We start from the raw sequence: 22,003 nt of genomic DNA on the forward strand, positions 1-22,003 counted from the left end.
TCAATCTATTTGCCAAATGACTGCAAGTTAATTGGCACAAGTAGATTATCAAAATTATTTTCTTTTAAACCTTCTTTAAATATTTTTTTTTCTCATTTTTCAATTGCTGAATACTTACATAAAATACCCAAACAGCTATTCCATATACTGCAAAATCGAGTTTGACAGGTGTTATTTTCAAGATATTATGGAATAGGTTAAAATAAATATTAAAAACCTGAAAAGCTATTAAGTGTGAAAAAACTATCAACCCTACTTTAGTTCCAACTTTTTCGTTAGAGTATTTAAAAACATTATTTTGATAAAGTTGAAAAATATAGATTATCAATAATGCAACAATAGGTAAAAGTAAAGTAACTGGAGTGTATTTCCAAGTTATTATTTCTTCATAAAAATAACACCCCAAACCCATCAGGAAAGTCCAAAAAACACCTATTGGAGAGGTAAATAAAGATTTAAAACTCATCCATGATAAATCTTTTATAATCATTTTTTGGTATCTCTTAAGATAATGATTTTGCATTTTTACTAAGCCATCCACTCCTCCAAAATTATTTTTAGTTATTGTAAAAGCTTTTTCAAAAGATATGGCTTCATTTTGCATCTGATGTTCTATATCCAATACAAAATGATCTGTTATTTCTTCTATGAACTCTTTATTGGATAAAGGAATCGCTAATTTCCTACGAATATCTTCTATCTCATTTTCTGTTAGTTTCATATTGTTTTCAATTTGGATTGCAATGATAAAATGCTTTCTACGCTTTTAAGAGTATCTAGAAATTCTTGTACTCTTGTTTTAACTATATTACTACCTTCAAGTGTAAGTGTATAGTATTTTCTGGTCCTTCCTTCTATAGTTTCTGTATAAGAGCTAATGGTTCCCTCAGCTTCTAATTTATGTAAAGCAGGATACAAAGCTCCTTCTGTAATTTGCAATGTATTATCTGTAATTTCTTTTACTTGTTGGCAAATCTCATAACCATACATTGCTCCTTTCTCTTCTAATAGTTTAAGGATAATGAGTGTTAAGCTTCCTTTTAGTATAGGGTTATTTTGTTTCATAAAACAAAAATATAAAAAAAATGATACCTAACAAAATTAGGTATCATTTTTTTTATTCATTAATTCTATTTTATTTCTTTAATGGATAATATAATCGATATTTATTGTCTTCTTTGTAACAAATGTTTTTCTTAATTTTTTCAGCTTTTTGATATAGTTGTTTAGCTTTTTCATCATAGTTATTTCCTCTAACAAGTAAATTAAAAGCATAATTTTGATACAGACTTATTGAATGTGGTAACATCTCTAAAACTCTAGTATATACTATATCAACTACTTCTATTGGAATTTGATAATAAAAATCAAGTTCAATTCCTGCAAGTAAATCGCTGTAATGGTCTGATAATAAAGCAACTTTCATTAATTCATAAGCATAACTTTTCTGACAATTTGAAGAAATAAAGTCTAACACCATATTTTCAAATAGTCGTTTACCTTTAATTATATTGTAACTAGGATAATAATCAGGATAAACACATTTTAAAAAAATTTCCTCTTGTGATGTATATTGTAATGCTTCTTCTCTTGTAATTGTATCAATAGGAGAGTAATTAAGTAAATCTTTATAATAGTATTCAGGAGGGGTAGTAATCATTAAAAAATCATGCAATTCTTTTTGAAATTCCTTAATATCTTTTATTTCAATATCAGCTCGAAGTATTTCACTCATATCTAATATTCCTTTTATAAGTATAAAAGCTCGTTGTTTTTTTAAATCAGCCTCAATATACTTATTAGTAAAATTAGTCTGATATTTTTCATCATACATGCTTAATGCTGCAAATGCTAAGTGAGATGCTGAACGATAACCATCAGGTGAAGGTTTTTTATCTTTTTCTATTATATCAATAAAAATTTCATTTACCTCTTTTTTATCATACAACAATAAAGTTGCATAATATACACAATCAAAAAAATTATTGGTGTTTTGCTTAGGTATATTATTAACTACATTTGTATAGTTATATTCATCTTGTAATAAACCAGCTAGCCAAACAGCTGGATATTCAATAGAATAAATGAAATATTCTTCAGTAAATATTTCTTTCCACCAAAACATATCTCTTATATGTTTTGGTGTTATTTGTGTTAGTAAATAACGGGCTTGCACAACCCAATCTTGTAATCCAAGAGGATATAAAAAACCTTTAGCCCCTCCTATAATACGTTTTCGAAAAAAACAAAGCCCAAAAGTTTTATAAAGTTGACCATATGAATGTACTTTTTCATCATTCATAAAATCTTACTTTGAATGACCTTTCAGTTTCCTTTGACCGAATTTTGGTGTTTTCTGATGAGCTACATGACAACAAGTGTTATTTTCTAAGTATCCTTCATACTGAAGAGCAGCATTGTCATGAGGGCGAGGTGTATATTTATTTTGTTTCCATTGCTCTTTTTCCAATTCAAGTTCTTTTTGTAACTCTTCATTGGAAAGTGCATCAATGAGTTTATCCAAATCGGGTTGCCCTGCATCTACCCAAGCTGTATACCAAAAGTCCGCTACACCTTTCACAGATGCCTTAAAGCGTTTCTCCACTTGTCCGTTGAGGCGTTGATGATAGGCTCTTGAGAACTCTCTTGAATAAGTACGAATAGTTATTCGATTTCTGTCTTCAAATACAAATTTCTTATCTTCAGGAAATTGATTTGTTAGTTCTTTTTCAAATCTCAAAACAGAATCTAAAGCAGTATGTGCATTGATTACATAACTCCAAGCTTTCAGTTGAGTATTCTTGATGTATTCGGCTCTTCCAACAAGCAAGTCGTAATCATCAGAAAAAAGTTCTGGTAAACGAGCTTCCCAAAAGCCATGAATTCCTACTTGTCCCGTTTTTTGTCCATTATAATTTTCTGTGGTATGGAGTGGTACATTGCTATCAGCAATATAATGCCCCATATCAGCACTAATACGTAAAATTCTTCTTGTATCTTTTTGTTTGAAGGCATTTGTCAAATCTCGTTTCATTTTTTCGATATGCCAAGGTACTATTCCATAGGCTCTTAGCGTATCTTCTGTAAAGCGTTCTACAGCCTGATTCCAATAACGAGGTAGTTTGTAAACTGCACTGTCATTATAAAACTTATCATAGATGTCTACATCAATATAATGTCTTTCTGCCTCACCTTCTACTGCATTTCTACGAGCATCAGGATTAATAGCTTCTTCTGTGAGAATTGTGATATAATATTTATAGAAACGTATCATTTCGGGTGGTAAACTATACACCGCCAGTCGATTGATTCGTTTATGTGCAAAAAAACCCCATTTAGAAGGCTTTTTACTGGAACTTGAAACCAAAAGGATAAGCACACTTAAACACAATAATAATCGCATATATTTTGTTTTTTTCTAAAAATAATGAAAAAACATTTCTCTAATATTATGCCTCTATGAAATTTTGAGCTAGTTTTTAAAGCAATGATAGATAATTTCATCAGCAGGCAAAGCATATCTTTTTACTTTTTCAGGAGGAAGTTGTTTTACATATTCATCTTCTACCACTCTGAAACCAGCCAAAGAAAGTCTCTGGGCATAGTCACGTCCGTACATGCGTACATGGTCGTTTTGTCCAAATGCCTTTTCTCTTTCTTGGGGAGAAGTAATCGTTTTGTCTTCATAGGTAGTTGCCAAGCTCAAATCCATAGGTGATTGAATAATAGCCCAACCCGTAGGTTTCAATACTCTTCTGATTTCACGCATAGCTTGCAAATCGTCCTCTACATGCTCCATAACATGATTGCAAAATACCACATCAAAATGATTATCCTCAAAAGGCATTTTATGAATATCCATTTTCACTTTGGCAAGTGGCGATTCTAAATCGGCAGTGATATACTCTTGTAAATTTTTGAGGTTCTCAAATCTATGAATAAAACAAACTTCTGGAGCAATATGTAATACTTTGAGTGGAGCCTGAAAAAAATCTGTTTTCTCTTTTAAAAACAACCACATCAAACGATGACGTTCTAAAGACTGAGAATCGGGACAGAGAGCATTTTCTCTTGGGTGTATTCTGCCATAGGGCAAAAATTTTCGATAGGTTTTGCCAGAAATAGGGCATTCTACATTATTACCTCTGTAAAATAAGCCTAAAAACTTTAAACCTATACCACTAACCAATTGTAAATATTTACGAGGAACAAATCTTATTAAAAAACTAATAATATATTTCATTTGACTTTGATTTCAGTCTGCAAATATAATGTTTCTTTTGTTTATCAAAGAGAAAAATGCTTATATTGATTTAAAGTCTCTTATGATAAATCTTGTTCAAAATGTTCAAAAAAACAACTTTTCTTATTATGTTTTGTTTGTGTAACCATTTAGCTTTTACACAAAATAAGTATAAAGAATATATTTACCATTCTTACAATGGTGATTTGTATGAGTTTTCATACAAATTATTACTATTTGAAAATAAAATATTTATGTATTTAATACAAAATATTTTTCATATCACTTATACTTATGAATACTATGAGGGAACATTCAATACAAAAAATGATAAAATTTTATTTAGAAGAAATCCCATCAAAGTTTCTGATACTATACAACTATTACCACACATTACAAAAGTGGAAAAGAAAACAAATAATGTATTAAAAGCAAAAAAACAAAAATCTTTTAAATTTTATACCAATGAAGAAGAAATAGACACTATGAAATTAGCTTTATATGCCAGTGTAATTAAAAATTTTGATGAAGATGGGGATGGTATAACAATTACAGATGAAAAACCTGTTATATTCAATAATTTAAAGGGAACAGACTTTATAAAAATATTTGGACTGGGAGAGTATAGCTTTCAACCCATCAAAGTCATTCAAGATTTTGATAAATATGAAGAGTTTATAGTTTATATTTATATATACTCACCTCCTCATAACCCAGCAAATTATAAACAAATGCCATTTAGTGAAGCTAAAATAGAAGAAAATGAAAAGTATATTATTTTAAATGGCAGAAAGTTTGAAAGAGTCAAATAATTACATCCTGAAACAAACAAATATTTAAGAGTGTTAAAATTTAAACCCATCACAGGAATGGCGTTATGTTTTATACATGAACAGAGGCATGAAGGTAGTCCCGTATTACTTGGCACAAAATATGCTTTGCGTTCGGATGTCATGTATAAAAATCTATAACTCAAACTTTATGATGCAAGAATCATTTTTGCATTTTTTGTGGCAATATCAATATTTTGAGCCTCATCGCCTCAAAACCACAGAAAATGAAACCGTAGAAATTTTGAACAGAGGTATCCATAATACCAACGCAGGAGCAGATTTTGAACACGCTCATGTAAAAATTGATCAAATAGAGTGGCAAGGAGATGTTGAAATTCACATCAAAGCTTCAGATTGGCAAAAACACCAACATCAAAATAATGAACGCTATAATCGGGTAGTTTTGCATGTAGTTTGGGAAAACGACATACCCATCAAAAGAGCTGATGGTTCATTGATACCTACCTTAGAACTTAAAAATCATGTAAAAAGTAATATTTTTCATCAGTACAAGTATCTTTCTGAAAATCAAAAAGATATACCTTGTGAAGCTCTCATTTTTGAAGGAGAACCTCTGTACTGGTTTATGATGATGGATAAAGCCCTGATTCAGAGACTTGAGAAAAAAGCAGACTTGGCAAGAAACATTTGGCTCTCTTGTGAAAAAGATTGGGAAGAAACTACATATCGTTTACTTGCTCAAAATTTTGGTTTTAAAATCAATAGCCATGCTTTTTTGAGATTGGCAGAACAAACACCACTCAAATACATTTTGAAACACAGAGATAATCTAATACAAATTGAAGCTCTTTTATTTGGACAGGCAGGTTTTCTAGAAGGAGATACACAAGATGCTTATTTTGAAACACTTCAGAAAGAATATAAATTTTTAAAAGCTAAATATCAGCTTGATTCTATCGAAAAAAGTGAATGGAATTTTTTGCGTTTAAGACCAGCCAATTTTCCAACCATTCGTTTGGCTCAGTTTGCTCAATTATTACATAAAAATGCAAACTTATTTTCTGTTTTATTGTATGCAGAGCAATTTAAAACGCTCAAGAGAATTTTAGACGCTGATGTTTCTGAGTACTGGCAAAGTCATTACCAATTTGGAAATATAACCCAAGAAAAAGCTCCTTCTAAATTGGGAAAAGGCAGTATTGAAAATATCGTAATTAATACAATTGTTCCTTTGATGGTCTTGTATTCCCAAGAAAGTAAAAGGCAAGATTTGATGGATAAAGCCATTGATTTTTTAGAAAAAATACCCGCTGAAATCAATCATATCATAGAAAAATGGCAGAAATTAGGTGCTAATATTAAGAATTCTGCTGATTCACAAGCCTTGATAGAACAATATAATACTTCTTGTTCTCATAAAAAATGTTTGGAATGTACGATAGGAGTCAATATATTAGGCGTAAAAAACAAACAAGCAATACTCAAAGAGTAATGCTTGTCTTTTTACTACAAAACTATTTTATTGTTTGCAAACAATGTTCAATTTGCATCTAACTCTCAATTTTAATATATAAACATGCATTATACAATACGTCATTTGACGTATTTTTTACTAAAACTTCAATTCATAAAAGTTATGAACTTACAAGATTTCATACGAGATGTTAGAGATTTTCCAAAATCTGGTATTGTATTCAAAGATATTACCACCTTACTCAAAGATCCAGAAGCCTTTAAAACTGCTGGAGATATGCTTTATAATTTTTCTAAGAACTTAGGAATTCAAAAAGTAGCTGCTATTGAGTCAAGAGGTTTTATGTTTGGTTCGTTGCTTGCTCAGCGTTTAGGAGTTGGTTTTGTACCTATTCGTAAACCAAAGAAACTGCCTGCTCAAGTTTTTTCACAATCTTACACATTAGAATATGGTGAAGATACCTTAGAAATGCATCAAGATGCTATTTCTAAAGGTGAAAAAGTATTATTACATGACGACTTATTGGCTACAGGTGGAACAGCCGAAGCAGCTTGTAAACTGATTAAGCAAGCGGGAGGTATTATAATGCAAGTTTCTTTTTTGGTGGAGTTGGCTTTCTTGAATGGTAGAGATAAATTAGAAAGCTATGATATAGTTTCTGTACTCAGATATGATAAAGAATAAAACTCTGTGGATTTTAAAGTAGAAAGTCTATCATTTTTTTTACAACAAGTAAACTTTTCTTACAGTTTTGAGCCTTTTTTGTTCAATACACCAAAACATTTAAGTCTCCAAAATTGTAAGGATTCTTATGTGCTCTGGGGTGAAAAAGATGGAAAAATTTACCTTTTATTTAACCTTTTTATTGAAAGAAAATATGGTTTGAGTCCATATCAAATGGCATTTGGAGGTATTGAAGGTGTAGAAAGTTTACATTATGAGGAGATTTTAAGTTTTATTGAGTTTATTATCTCTTTTTGTAATAATCAGAGCTTAGAAAAACTCAAGATTACTCATTATCCCTTTAGTTACAACACCAAAATAAGCCATATTACCACTCAAATACTGCTTTCAAAAGGTTTTCAAATTTATAAGTCAGAGCTTACACACTTTATAGCCATTGATCATATAGCATTTGGAGAAAAAATTCATCTCTCAGAAAAAAGAAAACTCAAAAAGTGTCTTCAATCAGGATTTATTTTTGAAAGGCTTGATGATTTTGATGTAGATACAATTTATCAATTTATAGCGGATTGTAGAAAAAGACGAAACTATCCTATTTCAATGTCTTTAGAAGCATTTAAAACTACTATTTCTTTATTCAAAGATCAATATCATGTTTTTGTAATAAAGAGTCATGATACAATCATAGCTCTAACAGTGGCTATTGCTATTAATAAGGATATTTTATATAATTTCTATCCTGCTGACCATCCTGACTATTTAGCTTATAGCCCCATCGTGATGCTCACCAAAGGCTTACATCAGTTTTGTCAAAAAAATCAGTTTAAATTATTGGATTTAGGGATTTCTACTGATAATAATTACCCAAATTTAGGGCTGATTCGTTTCAAAGAAAATTTAGGTTCACAAAGTTGTTTAAAACTAAGTTTTTATAAAGATTTCAAATAAAAAAGGAACTGCAAATACAGTTCCTTTTTTATTCTATTCATTGCTGACATTCAATATCTCTACTTCAAAATACAAGGGCGTATAAGGAAATATATTTCCCGTTCCTGTTGAGCCATAAGCTAATTTAGAGGGCATGAGTAAATATCCTTTTTCTCCTACTTTCTTCATGAGAGGAATTCCTTTTTTCCAACCAGTAATAACACCTGTATATGGTTGAAAAGTAAAGCTTTGCCCACTATCAAAGATATTATTTTCTATTATCCTACGTCCAATATATTTTACAGTAACTTTAGAAGAATCTTTCACTACATCCTGCCCTGAGCCAATTTGTGAACGAGCGTAGATTACACCATCTACATTTTGGGTTGCTGTAAGTCCCAAATTTTGTAGTCTTTCACTGATGTATTGTTCTTCTGTCTTTACATCTACTACTTCTAAGTCAATGCGTAGAGCAGAATATGGAGGTAAAAATGGCGTTGATGCTGTTCCAAAACCTTGGGTATGATTGAGTAATAAAGTAGCTTTTTGTCCTTTAAAAATCACTTGCTTACCCAACTGCATAAAAACATCTATTCCTCGAGGGCTTATGATAGCATTACGACCTGTGGCAGGGTTGGTAATAGGAGCTATCAGTTTTTTTGTACCACTCAGTTTATAGTTAGTATCAACAGGCGTATCATTGGGAATCAAACGAATTTCATACTTCAGCTCTACATATCTAAATGTAGTATCAGGTGATTCTCCAGCACGTGTACCTGAAATTTTATAGTAAATACCATTTTCGTCTTTTTGCATATCCAGTCCTTTTGTAGCTATGTAACTCAAAATTTCCTGTTCATTGCGTGCAGTTTGATCATCTACAAAGTTTTGTTCTTCATTTTCACGTTTACACGAAAAAAAAGAAACGATAGTTATAGTTAAAAGAAAAATAAAAGATGTTTTCACGTTAATTATTATTTTTTGGCTGATTTAATATCTATAAGTTCAACTTCAAACACAAGTGGGCTAAATGGAGGAATGACACCATTCCCTGCACCCGTTGCTCCATAACCTAACGTAGAAGGTATTAGTAAGGTTGCTTTTTCACCCTTTTTAAGTAAAGCAATACCCTCATCCCAGCCTTTTATTACAGAATTTGTACCTAAAACAAATTGGAATGGCTCATTTCTATTAAGAGAACTATCAAATACCTTGCCATCTAAAAATTTACCTGTATAATGTACAGTTACAGAATCGCCTGCTTTTGCTTGAACGCCATCTTTTTTCTGTGTAATGATGTATCTAAGTCCTGTGGCAGTTGGTGTAAAAGTAATGCCTGAAGTTTTCACATATTCTTCCATTTTTCCATTTTCTTCTGCTTCTGCCTTTTTCGCTTTGACTGCCATTTCTTCTTGAGCTTTCTTTTCTTGCTCCATCATTTCTTTTTGGAAAGCTTCTTTGCTTTTGATGCTATATATTTTTAAAAAATATTTTACATACTCTGTATTAGGCTTGTCTTTATATTTAGTCAATCGGGGATCATTCATTCTTCTCATTAAAGTATCTCTATTTACAGAAATCATGACACTATCACCTATTTGTAGTGAAGGCAAAACTTCAGAAGGCATTCCTTTTACGGGTATTACATTTAGCATTTGAGGCTTACCATTTGCTACTTTATAGCTATTTTCTAGTGTATCATTTCCTACTAAACCTAAAAAATGTACCTCAATGTAGTCTCCCTCTTTAATTTTTTGCCCTTTATCATCTCTTTTTACAATTTTGTATTTAATACCTGAAGGGAGTGTAGTTTCTCCATTCATTTGACGAGGAGCTTCGCAAGCAGTAAAAGTTAATGCCAAAAGGCATACGTAAACAAAGAATTTCATTTTTTTAGTTTTTGGTTTGAAGTAATTGTTCTTGATGTTTTTGTATAAGTTCTAAAAATTTAGCTTCTGTTTGTGATAGAGAAAGTGATGATGCTCCACCAGCAGCATTTTTATGTCCACCACCATTGAAATATTTACCTGCAAAATCATTAACAGAAAAATCTCCAACTGAGCGAAAAGATAATTTTACACTGTCATTGCGTTCTATCATAATTGCTGACATGACCATTCCTTCAATAGATAGTGCATAATTTACAACACCTTCTGTATCTCCTGTTTGTGAATTAAATTTCTTTAATTCTTCCGCAGAAACTGTAAAATAAGCTACTCTGTATTCAGGTAAAACTTTGAGTTTATTACTTAGCATATAGCCCAAAAAACGCAAACGTTCTTCAGAGTTATTATCATAAATTCTATTATGTACTTTGGAGGTATTGACTCCTATATCAATCAATTCTCCTGCTATTTGATGTACTTTCTTGGTTGTAGATGGATGTTTGAATGAGCCTGTATCTGTCAGGATTCCTGCATACAAGGCTTCTCCAATAGTTATATCAACCTTATCTTTATCACCCAACTCTACTATAAGTTCATATATAAGTTGAGCAGTAGCAGCTGCTGTTACATCATGATAATTGTATGTAGGCTTAATAGTAGGGTTGATGTGGTGGTCAATGAGTAAAACTGGTTTATTAGCATTTTCGAAGATACTACCCATTTGCTCTAATCGAGGATAACACCCAAAATCTAGACAGCAAATTAGGTCTGCACTTGCTACAATCTCTTTGATTTCATTTATATTATTTTTACCAAAACAAACTACAGATTCGTTATCAGGTAACCAAAATAAAAACCTTGGATAATCACTTGGGCTTATTACTTTTACAGTATGTCCTAATTTTTTCAAATACCCCGACAAACCCAATGCAGACCCTAAAGCGTCTGCATCAGGTTTGTGGTGTGTAGTGATAACTATATTTTTAGGTTTAAATAAAAATTCTTTTAATTGTTTCAAATTATCCATCACTCCAAAATTGAGGGCGTAAAATTGAAAATTTTTATTCTCAAAACCAAAGATTTTCAGGTTATTATTTAGATTCTAATTCCCACCACTGTTATATCATCGATTTGAGATTCAATGTGCCCATTCATCCAACCCGTGATTTCCTGATGTAAGATATTATATTGTTCTTCCATAGGCAGAAGATGATTTTGATATAATAATTGATAAAGCTTTTTAGATGAATACTTTCTATTTTTCTCACCGCCAAATTGGTCTTGAAAACCATCAGAGAACATATAAAAAGTAGTTGTCATGCTTAAATCAATTTCATGATTTTCAAAAACTTTACTATCTTCAAAATTGCCACCTATGCCATGTATAGACCCTTTAATAATATGAATGGTTTCTTCTTGAATATATACTAAAGAGTTATGAGCAGATGCCATTTGCATTTTTCGATTCTTTAAATCAATGTGACACAGAGTAATATCCATACCATCTTGAGAACCACTAGTATCTTGTTTAAGCATATACAAAACCTCCCTATCCAACTCCTGCAAAATTTCACTAGGTTTTGTTATATTTTTAGCTAAAACAATGTTATTGAGCATATTACTCCCCAACATAGTCATAAAAGCCCCTGGAACTCCATGTCCTGTACAATCTGCCACAGCAAATATCACATAGTCTTCTTCTCGAATTACCCAAACGAAATCACCACTAACTATATCTCTAGGTTGATACAAAACAAAATGATCTTTAAAAATTTCTTTTAAATCAGTTTTAGTTGGTAATACAGCTTCTTGTATTCTTTTAGCATAATTGATACTGCTGATGATATTTCTATTTTTTCGTTCTATTTCATTTTTTTGCAGTTCAATTTCATCTCTTTGAGTTAAAATTTCTTCTTTTTGATGTTTTAGTTGCTCATTTTGAATGGTAATCTCTTCATTCTTATTTTGTAATTCATCTTGGGCATCCAACAATTGTGTATGTTTAAAGGTAAGTTCATTCATTGCTTGTCTCAAAGCAAAACGTTGCTGGAAATTATTTTTTAAGATTCTATATCTAAAAATAGCCATTGCAAATGAAGCCATACCAGAAACAATAAATAAGGCTGAGTCTCTTTGTGTCCAAAAACTGTAAAAACTTTTTTGACAAAAAATCATGTAAAAAGTGACATTCAGTATCACAACCCCTATAAAATTAATAATATAATAATATGGTTTCAGGACTGTCAGCACAGCTGATGTCATAAATAAAATGATATAATTAATCAAATGGGCTATCCAATCCTCACAATTTGCTCGATAAGAACCTGCCGTAAAAATTGCCAAAGCTATAACTTCAAATACAATTTCATGTTTAAACTTGAGCGTTCTATAAAGAATTAGAGTTATACCCACCACTACAGAGGGCATCGCTCGAAACATGTACCATAATGTTTCATTATTTTTAGCAAGTTTGAGCTCAGGAAAAATGGCTGTTGGATAAAAAATAATCACCATTACTGCTCCCCAAAAAGCATACATTTCTCCTAACCTTTTATATTCTTTCTCCCATTCCTGCTCCAAATTGATGTTTAATACACCTTTAATATCCTCCATAGTGACGTTTTTGCTGGTTATTTTTTGTTTTATTAATTATTAAAATTTGGATATACATACTCATCAAAAAGTTGTTGAGCTTCAGTTCTATATTTTTTACCCATCTTCTGAATCATTGCGTTATAATCATCTCTAATGTTAAGTACATAGGAGGGCTGAGAAACACTTTTTGCGTCAGGTACCCAAACAGAATGAATTGTAAATGCAAATGTAAGTTCTGGATGTTCCAATTTACAAACTGCCCCCTGCTTTAAATTGTTTGCATCAAAAAACCAGATTTCCGAATTATATTCTTTATTACCTTGTTCATTAACAATTGTGGTAACTACTGTACACAAGATATAACCATCTTTTTGTTCAGGAATATTAGTATTACGTACACCACGAGGCACAAACTGCAAAGACCACATAAAATAATCTTTAGGGAAAAGATAGTAGTCTGTAGCTTCCATTACATTGGTATCAACACATTCGAGTACAAAAGGAGCTTCTTGCTTCGTAAACTCCAACATTTCTTCTGCTGAAAACGTTCTATGACGTTTGGGGCTTTTGTATAAATTGTAGATAAACTCTGTAAGCATTTGTTTGGACAATCCATAGCTTTGCCAATAAACGTATTCTATTTTATCTATATTGCGTTCTGGAGAGAGCATTTCTCTGTAAGTATAAAGTCCTACAGCCCATGTATGAGGTCCTGTATCAGGTTTTTGTAAATCTCCTGTCAAATAAAGGAATTTTGTTTGATCATCAATCAATTCACCTTTATTTACATCTATCACACATTTACCTATTTTACCTATATCCATTTCTCCCACAGATATTAACCCAAGTCTTTCTTTATCCACTCGTTCGCCTGTAGCTTTTAATACATCATAATTACGAATCCACTCAGCAGGGCAGGCAGAACAATTATGGGCTGTATGAACCGTAACTACACCATTTGGGTTTGCATAATTAGCAGAAAAGTGGACAGTTTCAACTGGTAACACGACTCTTTTGACTTTGACATTTTTCTTTTTTACGTCTAAATCTTTTCTATTGACAATGTATAAGGTAGAATAATCTTCCATTACTCCACTAATGAGTCTTCTCAAGAAAGCGTCTATCCTTGGATTTTGTGGGAATGGATTATTTATCATAATATCGAAAGAAAACTTAAAATTGGTATCTGCCAATAATACATAGTCTTTAGAAAACCCTATTTGGTGCATATTATGATTAATTTGAATACCCTGCCCCTCTGGGTCTAGTATTCTCCAACTTTTTAGGTCTTTTTCTCCTTGCCAACGAATCAAGAATACATTGTTTTTATGAGTAAAATAATGCCCAATATATTTATAAAATACGTCCCCAACCCAGTCAAAAAACTTTCCAACCCAAGATCTATCTATTTTTTTATAAAAATCTTTAAAAAAATGTTCTACTTCCAAATATAAATCCTGATTTGTTTCTCTTTGCTCCCATTGCTCTACTTTCCCCAATAAATCTAACTCTGCTTTTTCTATATCATCTGGCAATAGTCTATCAAAAATAGTAGTTGCCTCCATGAGGGCTTTGGTTGTTTTCGTAAAATTGACTGTAAATACTTCTTTTGTTTCTGGATCATAAACAGGATGAGCTGTTGTGAGTACCATGGCAATAGGTTGCTTCATGAATGGAGGCATTCCCGATTGCCAAAAAGTATTTTTTCCAATTGGAGTAATAAGCTTGATTTGAGCAGGGTCGAACTCGAAGGGTCTGCCAGCATCAAAAGTGGCTAAAATCCTTGATTGGTTATCGTTGGGTAATTTAAATGGCGTAAAAGCAGTATTGATTTGGTCTCTTGTTCCCAATTGTGTAGAAATACGAGCCAATCCAAAATTTTTGAAAGCCATGTTCCAAAAACGATTGTCTTTTGTATTTACAATAGGGCTTGTACCAACATCAGCATAATAACAAGGTGTTTTAAGTACATCTGTTTTTAATTTAACTTTTCCTTTTTCTGTTAAATCAAACCTGAATACATATCCATCACCATTGATAACAGGTGATCCATATTCAGGATTTGGAGAACCATCCGAGAGCTTTTCAGGGAAGGGTAAGCCATTGGAATTAATGCTCCCTGCACCAGAATTGATGAAAACAAAACCATTCATATCTTCAGGGACATTACCTTCTTTAATAGATAAGGTAATATCTAGGGGCTTACGAGTGGCTGTAAGCAGATTGGGGTGAGCCATAGAGAATAAATTTGTGGTGTATCTAAACTAAAAAGGTTCAGAACCAAAGTTCAAGAACCTTTTTAGTAAAGAAATGAAATTTTTATAGAAAACAAAAATCCTTTCTAAAAAATATTACACTTTATTCTTTCTGATGTTCAAATGAATCTTAATGAACTACTTTATACAACCATTGACCAAATAAATATCCATATTTAGCAATTTGAATACATGCCAATACAAAAACAAAAGCCATCAATACTTTTCCAAAAGGGCTTTTTAAAAGCTCATAAAAACCCTGTGATTCTACATTTTGAGTCATAACATTTTAATTTTTTAGTAAAAAATATATTATCCTGCTTTGATACGATTTCTTTCTTCATCTGAAGCCCCACTTTTTCTGGCTTTGAGTAATTTCCCTTTTCTAAAATTATAAGAAAATGAAAGTATAAAAGTTCGGCTATCCAATTGACTTTTGAAATTGGCTGTTGCCTGACTGAGAGCTTTTATGTCACCACCTGGTTGAAATGTGTAAAATATATCTGTAAAGTTTAATTTCAAACTGCCTTTACTTTTTAAGATTTTTCTTTGAATAGCAGCACCCACACGCCCCACAGGTATAGTTACAAACTGAGCACTAAATACTGAAGATTGGTATACTCCATTGAGTTCAGCTGCCCAACTACCCTTACCCCCAAGTGTAAACTGATTTACTAAGTTTCCACTATAAAACACACCACTATTTTCTAATGTTTGTCCATATAATATAGATGAAAAATTATTGTAAGTTCCTTCTCCATAAATCTGAGCTATCCACCATTTAGCAGGTTTCAATGCTCCACTTACAGAAAGAGAAACTGATTGTTGTTTACCAATATTACCAGGTCTTGAAAAGAAAAATGCACCCTCAAACTGAATAGTTTCATTAATTACATCTTTTATATAACTATATGACAATGTAGTAGTTATATTATTTTTATAGGTATGTGATAACTCAACAATATTTGAGAAAGTTGGTACTAAAAATGGATTTCCTGCATAAATGGTAAATCTATCTAATGGATAACTAAAAGGGTTTAAATCCTGATAATTAGGCCTATCAATTCTTTTACCATAAGAAAGCCCTATCTGATGAATTTCTAAACTATCAAGTTTGTAATTGAAGTAAACAGTAGGAAATAGATTGGTATAATTGCGAGTAAAAGTAGAATCTTGCTGTATGGGATTTCCATATTGAAAGCCCTCTATATTGGTATTTTCTACCCTTAACCCTGATTGAAATGAAAATTTTCCAAACTCTTTATTAAAATTGATGTAAGCAGCATTGATATTTTCTTTATAATTAAAATAATTGGTCAGTTGATTATTTGGAATAACTGCTCCATCACTCAATCTATTAAAAAACTCAGCCGTATTATTAGCTTTTACGAAGCTTGTTTTTGCACCTATTTCCAAATTACTTCCTTTTGCAAGTGGATTGGTATAGTCTATTTTGGCAGTACGAACATTGATTGTTGCAGGCAAGTTACCCAATAATTCATCTTGTGATTTGAGACTGCCATCAGAAGCAAATACATCATTTCTAAGATTTTGACTAATATCTGCTCTATAATTTATATAATCCAGATTAGTAGTAAGTTCTTTTCCTTTTTCATCTATTTTATAAGAATAATTTACATTGACACCCCCATTTAACCATTTAGGCTTACTCAAACTTACACCTCTATTAATAGAATCTACTTGTCCACTTGCACTCAAAACAGATGCATTGTTGGTTGTTGTTACTATGTCATCGTTGATAAAACCACTTAAAACAAAACCCAAAGTTGATTTTTTGCTTGCATAATAATCCATTCCCAAGCGTAAATTTTTATTATTGATTTGAGTTTTGATAAATGAATTTTGCTTGAATTGGGCTGCTAAACTATTGTCTGTATTCAAATAATTTCGTTCAATATCTAAATCTTGGTATTGATTATTGATATTGTAACTGGCATTGGTGAAGAAATTAAATTTATTGATTCTATAATTGAAATTGACACTATTATTTGTTCGAGCATAGAAGCCTTGTCTATAAGAGAGATTTACCCCCCCATTAAACCCTTTCTGTGTATTTTTTTTGAGTTTGATATTAATGATACCAGCATTGCCTGCAGCATCATATTTGGCTGGTGGGTTGGGCATAAGTTCTATGGTTTCAATAGCACTTGATGGCAAACCTTTCAAATAGTTGTTGAGGGCATCTGTTGTCATATAAGTAGGTTTATCATCTATAAAAACCATCACACCTGACTTACCTTTAAACCTGATATTACCATTCTCATCTACTTGTACACCTGGGGCTTTTTCAAGTACTTCCAAAGCACTTACACCTGCATTACTGATAAGCACATCAGGATTAATGACTGTTCTATCTATTTTCTTTTCTATAAACGATTTTTGAGCTACAACAGTTACTCCAGCTATTGCTCCTTCATCTTCCAACTCCACAATGGGTATTTCTAAGGTTTGATTTACTTCTAAGGTAATTTGCCCTGTTTTATGTGGTTTATAACCAGCAAAACTTATTTTTAAATAATATGTATTAGCAAGCATATTTTCAAACTCATACAACCCTAAAGTATCTGTTACAACAGCTTTTACAAGAGAGGAATCATTGGCTTTGTATAAAAGTATATTGGCAAAAGCTATAGGCTTTTTTTCTTTATCTTGAAGTTTGCCCCTTAAGAAGTTATTTTGAGCCATTGTAAAACCAAAGCTCAAAATAAATATGTAAGTTAAGTAAAATTTAATTTTCATAAGAAAGTGCTGATTAATGAATTGGATAGTCTATATAATAGAGGTGTACCCTATCCAAAAAGTTGTAACAATACTACGATTTCTTATGAAATTGATTTTGTCAAATCCTGCTAATTATATTTTGAGGAGTGTAGAAGGAGATATTTTATATGCTTTCTTAAATGCTTTGCTAAAAGTATAGATATCTGGAAATCCAGCAATAATAGCTACATCAGACACAGAATAATGCCCTGATTCTAAAGCTTTTTTTGCAAACAAAAGTCTTTTTTGATGAATATACTGATGTGGTGTTTGTTTATGAATAGTCTTAAACAATCTAAAAAAATGATATTGAGATAAAGAAGCTTCTTGAGCTATCTTTTCAACAGATAAATTATCTGTGAAATGCGTGTCTATAAATTCTTTTCCTTTGGAAATACACCTAAAAAGATGCTTTTTTGTATCATGTTTAATAGTGGGTATATCTTGTAATTGTTTGTAGACAGGAATATGGTCTTGAATGATTTTTTCGCAAAGGACATAATAAAATTCTTCTGTAAATGTAGTTCCCTCCACTACTTTATTGCCAAGCAAATTTAGCCATTGCCCCAAATAAGTATTTCTTCCATCATATTGATTTTCTAAAAATTGACTGGTTGAAAAGAATGTATCTAAGCTCAAATCTGCATACTCTGTGTCTGGTCTAAGAATACTTGCCAATGATTCTGAAAGAATAGAGTGCTTAATATCTATACAAATTCCTTTCACAGGTTTTTTGCTATCAATCATTACTCCTCCTTCAGCATGCTGATTTGCCAATAAGTATTGTTCTGATTGCAATACATACTTTTTGCCATTAACGATATAAAGCTCTGTACCTTCCAGTACATATTTAATAGCAAAATTTTTGAATGGCATGCTTACTTGATATTGTGTAAGCATAGAAAACACAACCGTTCCTATATTCTTCTTTTCAAGCTTTATCAATGATTCATCCAAAAACATATCTTTATTTTTATATGAAACGAGAAAAATAAAGAAGTATTATCTAAATTATTTCAAAAAACATTCTGAATACTACAACTTTTTTATCAGCAATTTACTCTATAAACTAAGTTATTTTTTATATCAAAATCAACCTTAGTTTCTTATGAAATACTTATGCTCTCTTTTAATAATTTGTTTTTATAGTCTTTCCTTTGCTCAGTCTGCTCAAGAGTCTATTAAAAATCGTATAGCTTCAACACTTGGAACAGATTGTATTATTAAAAATGAAAATGGTCAAACCATTAATTTTGATGAAGCTGCTGACCAAATATTACAAATTAGCATGAGTGGAAAAAGAACACGGTTTAAGCCTATTCATGTAGTCAATGGGATTCGGAAGGAAGTTATATTGATGTCTATGGAAAAGCCTCTAAAAAATACCGATGATATTGATTTTGCTAACAAGAGCTTATTATTCAGGGACTCTATTGGCAAATCTATTACTCTGGATGTTTTTAAAAAAACTTTAGAAGAAAACCCTACATTATTAGCTTCTGCATACAATGCTCAAAATGGTATCATTTCCGAATACCAAATTAAACCCAGCTCACAGCCCCTGAAATTAGCATTGAATGGCTCTTCAAGCAAAAATGTTCTAAGTAAACTGTCAGAGAATGATATTTTAAAGATTGACACTAATATGCCTGATTTTGAAGTAATTGATATAAAAGGCAAAAAATGGAAAATGAAGGATTTACAAGATAAGATTGTGATATTTAATTTTTGGTTTGTAGAATGTGCCCCTTGCATACAAGAAATGCCCGAACTCAACAAATTGGTTAAAGAATATGAAAATAACCCTCATGTAGTTTTTATTTCTTTTTCAAATAGTGATAAAGATAAAATAAAGAAATTATTGAAAAACAAAGATTTCCACTATAACCATGTATCTCAAGAGCAAGCAAAAACATTTCTAGAACAATGGAAAATACAGATTTATCCAACCAATATGATTGTAAACAAAGGTAAAGTAGCTTTTTATCTATCTGGTGGAGTAAAATCCGATAAAGAAGATACTATGTATTTGATGCTCAATAGTGAGATTAAAAAATATATATAAACAAAAAACCCCAAATTGTTTGGGGTTTTTATTTGAAATAGTAAAAATGATTATTCAGCACTATACTTAATTTCTATAATTTGTTTGTCAATCATAAATCTACCAACACCCTCTTCACCAATTACATCAAAAAGCTCAACAGCTCTTCTTGCAATATATTCTTCTTCAATTTGCTCTTGTAAGAACCAGTGGATGAATTTTTCTGTCATATAATCATGATGTTTGCGACATGCATCTACAATTCTATTAATCGACTGACTTACAGATATTTCTGATTCTAGAGCTAATTCAAATACTCCTCTAAAAGAATCAAAATCATTAGATACATTGGTTACTTCTGGAGAGATAGCAGTTCCACCCATATCAGAAATGTATTTGAATATTTTGAGCATATGTTCTCTTTCTTCTTCAGATTGTTTGAAAAAGTAATCCGCACTATTTTCATAACCATTTCTATCACACCAAGAAGCCATTGCCAAATATTTTGCTGAAGCGTGAGCTTCCATTTTTACTTGCTCATTCAAGATGCTCTCTATTTCCTCTTTTAAAGAGGTTTTCATTCTCATTAAATCTTTCATATTATTAAAAATTAAAAAGTTCTTAGGTCTTGAGTATATTACAACTTTGCATATATTTTAGTTTCAAAACAATCAAATTTAGAGTCAGTCTAAGTAAAAGCAATAAAAGTTTTAGAAAAAAAATCTCTTTTACCTAAAAAAAAGTTATCTTTACTAAATGAAATTCACTAAATAAATATATTTTTACGAAACAAGTTTTTGAAATATTTAAGTTTTATGGAAACCAAAACAGTCAATAAATCTGTAAATCTGACACAAACCACTTCAGTAGATTTCAAAGAAGTAGAAGACCTCCTGAAAGAAGGTTGGAAGGTTAAAGAAACACATTCCAATGTTGAGTTTATTGCTGAAAAACATATTTTATACATTACTTTTACATTGATAAAATAGCGTTTTTACTAAGATTTAATGTTTTTGACGCAACAAAACGTTTGTTTTGTTGCGTTCATAATTGTAATGCATTTTATTTCGATACCTTTGAATATTTATCATTTCATAGCTCAAAAAATTTCACAAGCTTCTAAACAGTACAGTTTTTCTTCGCTTGTAAGCAAAATAGCTGTTATTAGTGTAGCTATCACTATTTTAGTGGTTTTGCTTTCCTTTTCTGTGCTTTCAGGTTTTAAAAGTGCCATTAAAAGTAAGATATTTAGTTTCGCTGGACACATTAGAGTTGTAAAAACTAGTAATAATCAGTCTTTTGAAGAGCCTCCTGTTTCAGTAAATAACAAACTTTTTGAACAACACAAAAAAATCCCTTATATTTCTCATTTACAATCTTATATACAAAAACCTGGGGTTGTTAAAATCAAAGACAATGTTCAAGGTGTTGTTTTAAAGGGTGTTGGTTTGGATTATCGCTTTCAAGATTTTGCAGAAAACTTGAAAGAAGGTAGATGGTTGAGTTTAAAAAAAGACCAAGAAACAAATGAAGTAGTTGTAAGTAAATTGATAGCTGATAAGTTAAATTTAAAAATAAAAGATTCTGTTATTGTTATTTTTGTTCAAGAACCTCCCCGTTTTAGAAAGTTGGCTGTTGTGGGTATTTATGACTCAGGAGTAGGTATGTTTGATGAGAAATTTTTGATTACAGATATAAAAACACTTCAAAAGGTAAATAATTGGGGCGATTCACTTGTGAGTGGTTATGAAATATTCTTAAAAGATTTTGAAAAAATAAATGAAAACTCTAAACAGTTAGAAGAGTATTTACCTTATGATTTAAGTCAACAACCCATTACTGCCAAACATTATGATACTTTTGAATGGCTCGCTATTTTAGACAATAATGTAGTCATTATTTTGGTAGTTATTTTGGTAGTCGCAGCCTTCAATATCATCTCTGTATTGCTTATTATGCTGATGGAGAGAACTCAAATGATAGGTATGCTCAAAGCTATGGGAGCTGATAATCAACAAATTCGCAAAATTTTTATTTTTCAAGGCTTTAGAATTGTTTTGAAAGGTTTTAGTTGGGGAAATGCTCTTGCTTTTGGGGCGTACATGCTTCAATATTACACACACTTAATTCCTTTAGATGCACACAATTATTTTGTCAGTTATGTACCTGTTAGTTGGGATTGGCTTACCTTTATTTTTGCCAATTTAGGCGTTTTAATACTCATTTCTATTATTATGATTTTGCCTATTACATTTGTTGTCAGAATTCCTCCTATCAAAGCCATTCGTTTTGTTTAGCTCTTTTTATTTGAAACTTCCAA

At 31.2% G+C, this 22,003-nt stretch carries 16 protein-coding genes and 3 pseudogenes; 6 read left to right on the top strand and 13 right to left on the bottom strand.

What is annotated here, in order from left to right:
• Positions 1–64 precede the first annotated feature (64 nt).
• The 5 genes from AD998_17190 to AD998_17210 form a co-directional block, all read right to left on the bottom strand.
• The gene (locus AD998_17190; protein KOY87635.1) at positions 65–721 is read right to left on the bottom strand and encodes a hypothetical protein; all 657 of its coding nucleotides are present in this window, start codon (positions 719–721) and stop codon (positions 65–67) included.
• Entirely contained in the window at positions 718–1,065 is a 348-nt protein-coding gene (locus AD998_17195) for a PadR family transcriptional regulator (protein ID KOY87636.1), read from the bottom strand. The genes AD998_17190 and AD998_17195 overlap by 4 nt, the downstream gene beginning before the upstream one ends.
• 70 nt (positions 1,066–1,135) lie before the next feature.
• A complete protein-coding gene (locus AD998_17200; protein KOY87637.1) occupies positions 1,136–2,302 on the bottom strand; it encodes a hypothetical protein in 1,167 nt (388 codons plus the stop codon).
• Between the two features lie 6 nt (positions 2,303–2,308).
• Positions 2,309–3,403 (bottom strand): hypothetical protein, encoded by a 1,095-nt coding sequence (locus AD998_17205; GenBank protein KOY87638.1) that lies wholly within the window; start codon positions 3,401–3,403, stop codon positions 2,309–2,311.
• A 69-nt stretch (positions 3,404–3,472) separates the two neighbouring features.
• The gene (locus AD998_17210; protein ID KOY87639.1) at positions 3,473–4,243 is read right to left on the bottom strand and encodes an SAM-dependent methyltransferase; all 771 of its coding nucleotides are present in this window, start codon (positions 4,241–4,243) and stop codon (positions 3,473–3,475) included.
• Positions 4,244–4,371: 128 nt separating this feature from the next.
• Here AD998_17210 and AD998_17215 point away from each other — a divergent pair, with 128 nt between their 5' ends.
• The 4 genes from AD998_17215 to AD998_17230 all read left to right on the top strand — a co-directional run bounded on the left by AD998_17215 (position 4,372) and on the right by AD998_17230 (position 8,143).
• Positions 4,372–5,055 (top strand): hypothetical protein, encoded by a 684-nt coding sequence (locus tag AD998_17215; GenBank protein KOY87640.1) that lies wholly within the window; start codon positions 4,372–4,374, stop codon positions 5,053–5,055.
• Between the two features lie 172 nt (positions 5,056–5,227).
• Positions 5,228–6,529 carry a hypothetical protein gene (locus AD998_17220; protein KOY88266.1) on the top strand — a complete coding sequence of 434 codons (1,302 nt, stop codon included), beginning with the start codon at positions 5,228–5,230 and terminating at the stop codon, positions 6,527–6,529.
• A 144-nt stretch (positions 6,530–6,673) separates the two neighbouring features.
• Positions 6,674–7,195 (top strand): adenine phosphoribosyltransferase, encoded by a 522-nt coding sequence (locus AD998_17225; protein ID KOY87641.1) that lies wholly within the window; start codon positions 6,674–6,676, stop codon positions 7,193–7,195.
• Positions 7,196–7,201: 6 nt separating this feature from the next.
• Positions 7,202–8,143: a hypothetical protein gene (locus AD998_17230; protein KOY87642.1), complete on the top strand. Its 942-nt coding sequence runs from the start codon at positions 7,202–7,204 to the stop codon at positions 8,141–8,143.
• A gap of 33 nt (positions 8,144–8,176) precedes the next feature.
• On the opposite strand, the gene AD998_17235 is transcribed toward AD998_17230, so the two are convergent.
• The 7 genes and pseudogenes from AD998_17235 to AD998_17265 form a co-directional block, all read right to left on the bottom strand.
• The gene (locus AD998_17235) at positions 8,177–9,088 is read right to left on the bottom strand and encodes a hypothetical protein (protein ID KOY87643.1); all 912 of its coding nucleotides are present in this window, start codon (positions 9,086–9,088) and stop codon (positions 8,177–8,179) included.
• A gap of 8 nt (positions 9,089–9,096) precedes the next feature.
• Positions 9,097–9,777, bottom strand: a pseudogene (locus AD998_17240) (hypothetical protein).
• A 238-nt stretch (positions 9,778–10,015) separates the two neighbouring features.
• A complete protein-coding gene (locus AD998_17245) occupies positions 10,016–11,035 on the bottom strand; it encodes an exopolyphosphatase (protein KOY87644.1) in 1,020 nt (339 codons plus the stop codon).
• A 68-nt stretch (positions 11,036–11,103) separates the two neighbouring features.
• Positions 11,104–12,621, bottom strand: coding sequence for a hypothetical protein (locus AD998_17250; GenBank protein KOY87645.1), 1,518 nt, complete (start codon positions 12,619–12,621; stop codon positions 11,104–11,106).
• Positions 12,622–12,653: 32 nt separating this feature from the next.
• Complete coding sequence (locus AD998_17255; protein KOY87646.1) at positions 12,654–14,840, bottom strand: hypothetical protein; 2,187 nt, start codon at positions 14,838–14,840, stop codon at positions 12,654–12,656.
• Between the two features lie 330 nt (positions 14,841–15,170).
• On the bottom strand, positions 15,171–17,618 hold the full coding sequence (locus AD998_17260) for a hypothetical protein (GenBank protein ID KOY87647.1): 2,448 nt from the start codon (positions 17,616–17,618) through the stop codon (positions 15,171–15,173).
• A gap of 132 nt (positions 17,619–17,750) precedes the next feature.
• Positions 17,751–18,071 (bottom strand): annotated as a pseudogene (locus AD998_17265) (hypothetical protein).
• 1,141 nt (positions 18,072–19,212) lie between these two features.
• Here AD998_17265 and AD998_17270 point away from each other — a divergent pair.
• Positions 19,213–19,443: pseudogene (locus AD998_17270) on the top strand (hypothetical protein).
• A 311-nt stretch (positions 19,444–19,754) separates the two neighbouring features.
• On the opposite strand, the gene AD998_17275 reads toward AD998_17270, so the two are convergent.
• On the bottom strand, positions 19,755–20,282 hold the full coding sequence (locus AD998_17275) for a ferritin (GenBank protein KOY87648.1): 528 nt from the start codon (positions 20,280–20,282) through the stop codon (positions 19,755–19,757).
• Positions 20,283–20,759: 477 nt separating this feature from the next.
• Here AD998_17275 and AD998_17280 point away from each other — a divergent pair, with 477 nt between their 5' ends.
• Positions 20,760–21,980 (top strand): hypothetical protein, encoded by a 1,221-nt coding sequence (locus tag AD998_17280; protein ID KOY88267.1) that lies wholly within the window; start codon positions 20,760–20,762, stop codon positions 21,978–21,980.
• Positions 21,981–22,003 lie beyond the last annotated feature (23 nt).

The organism is bacterium 336/3, assembly GCA_001281695.1.
Taxonomy (GTDB): domain Bacteria; phylum Bacteroidota; class Bacteroidia; order Cytophagales; family Thermonemataceae; genus Raineya.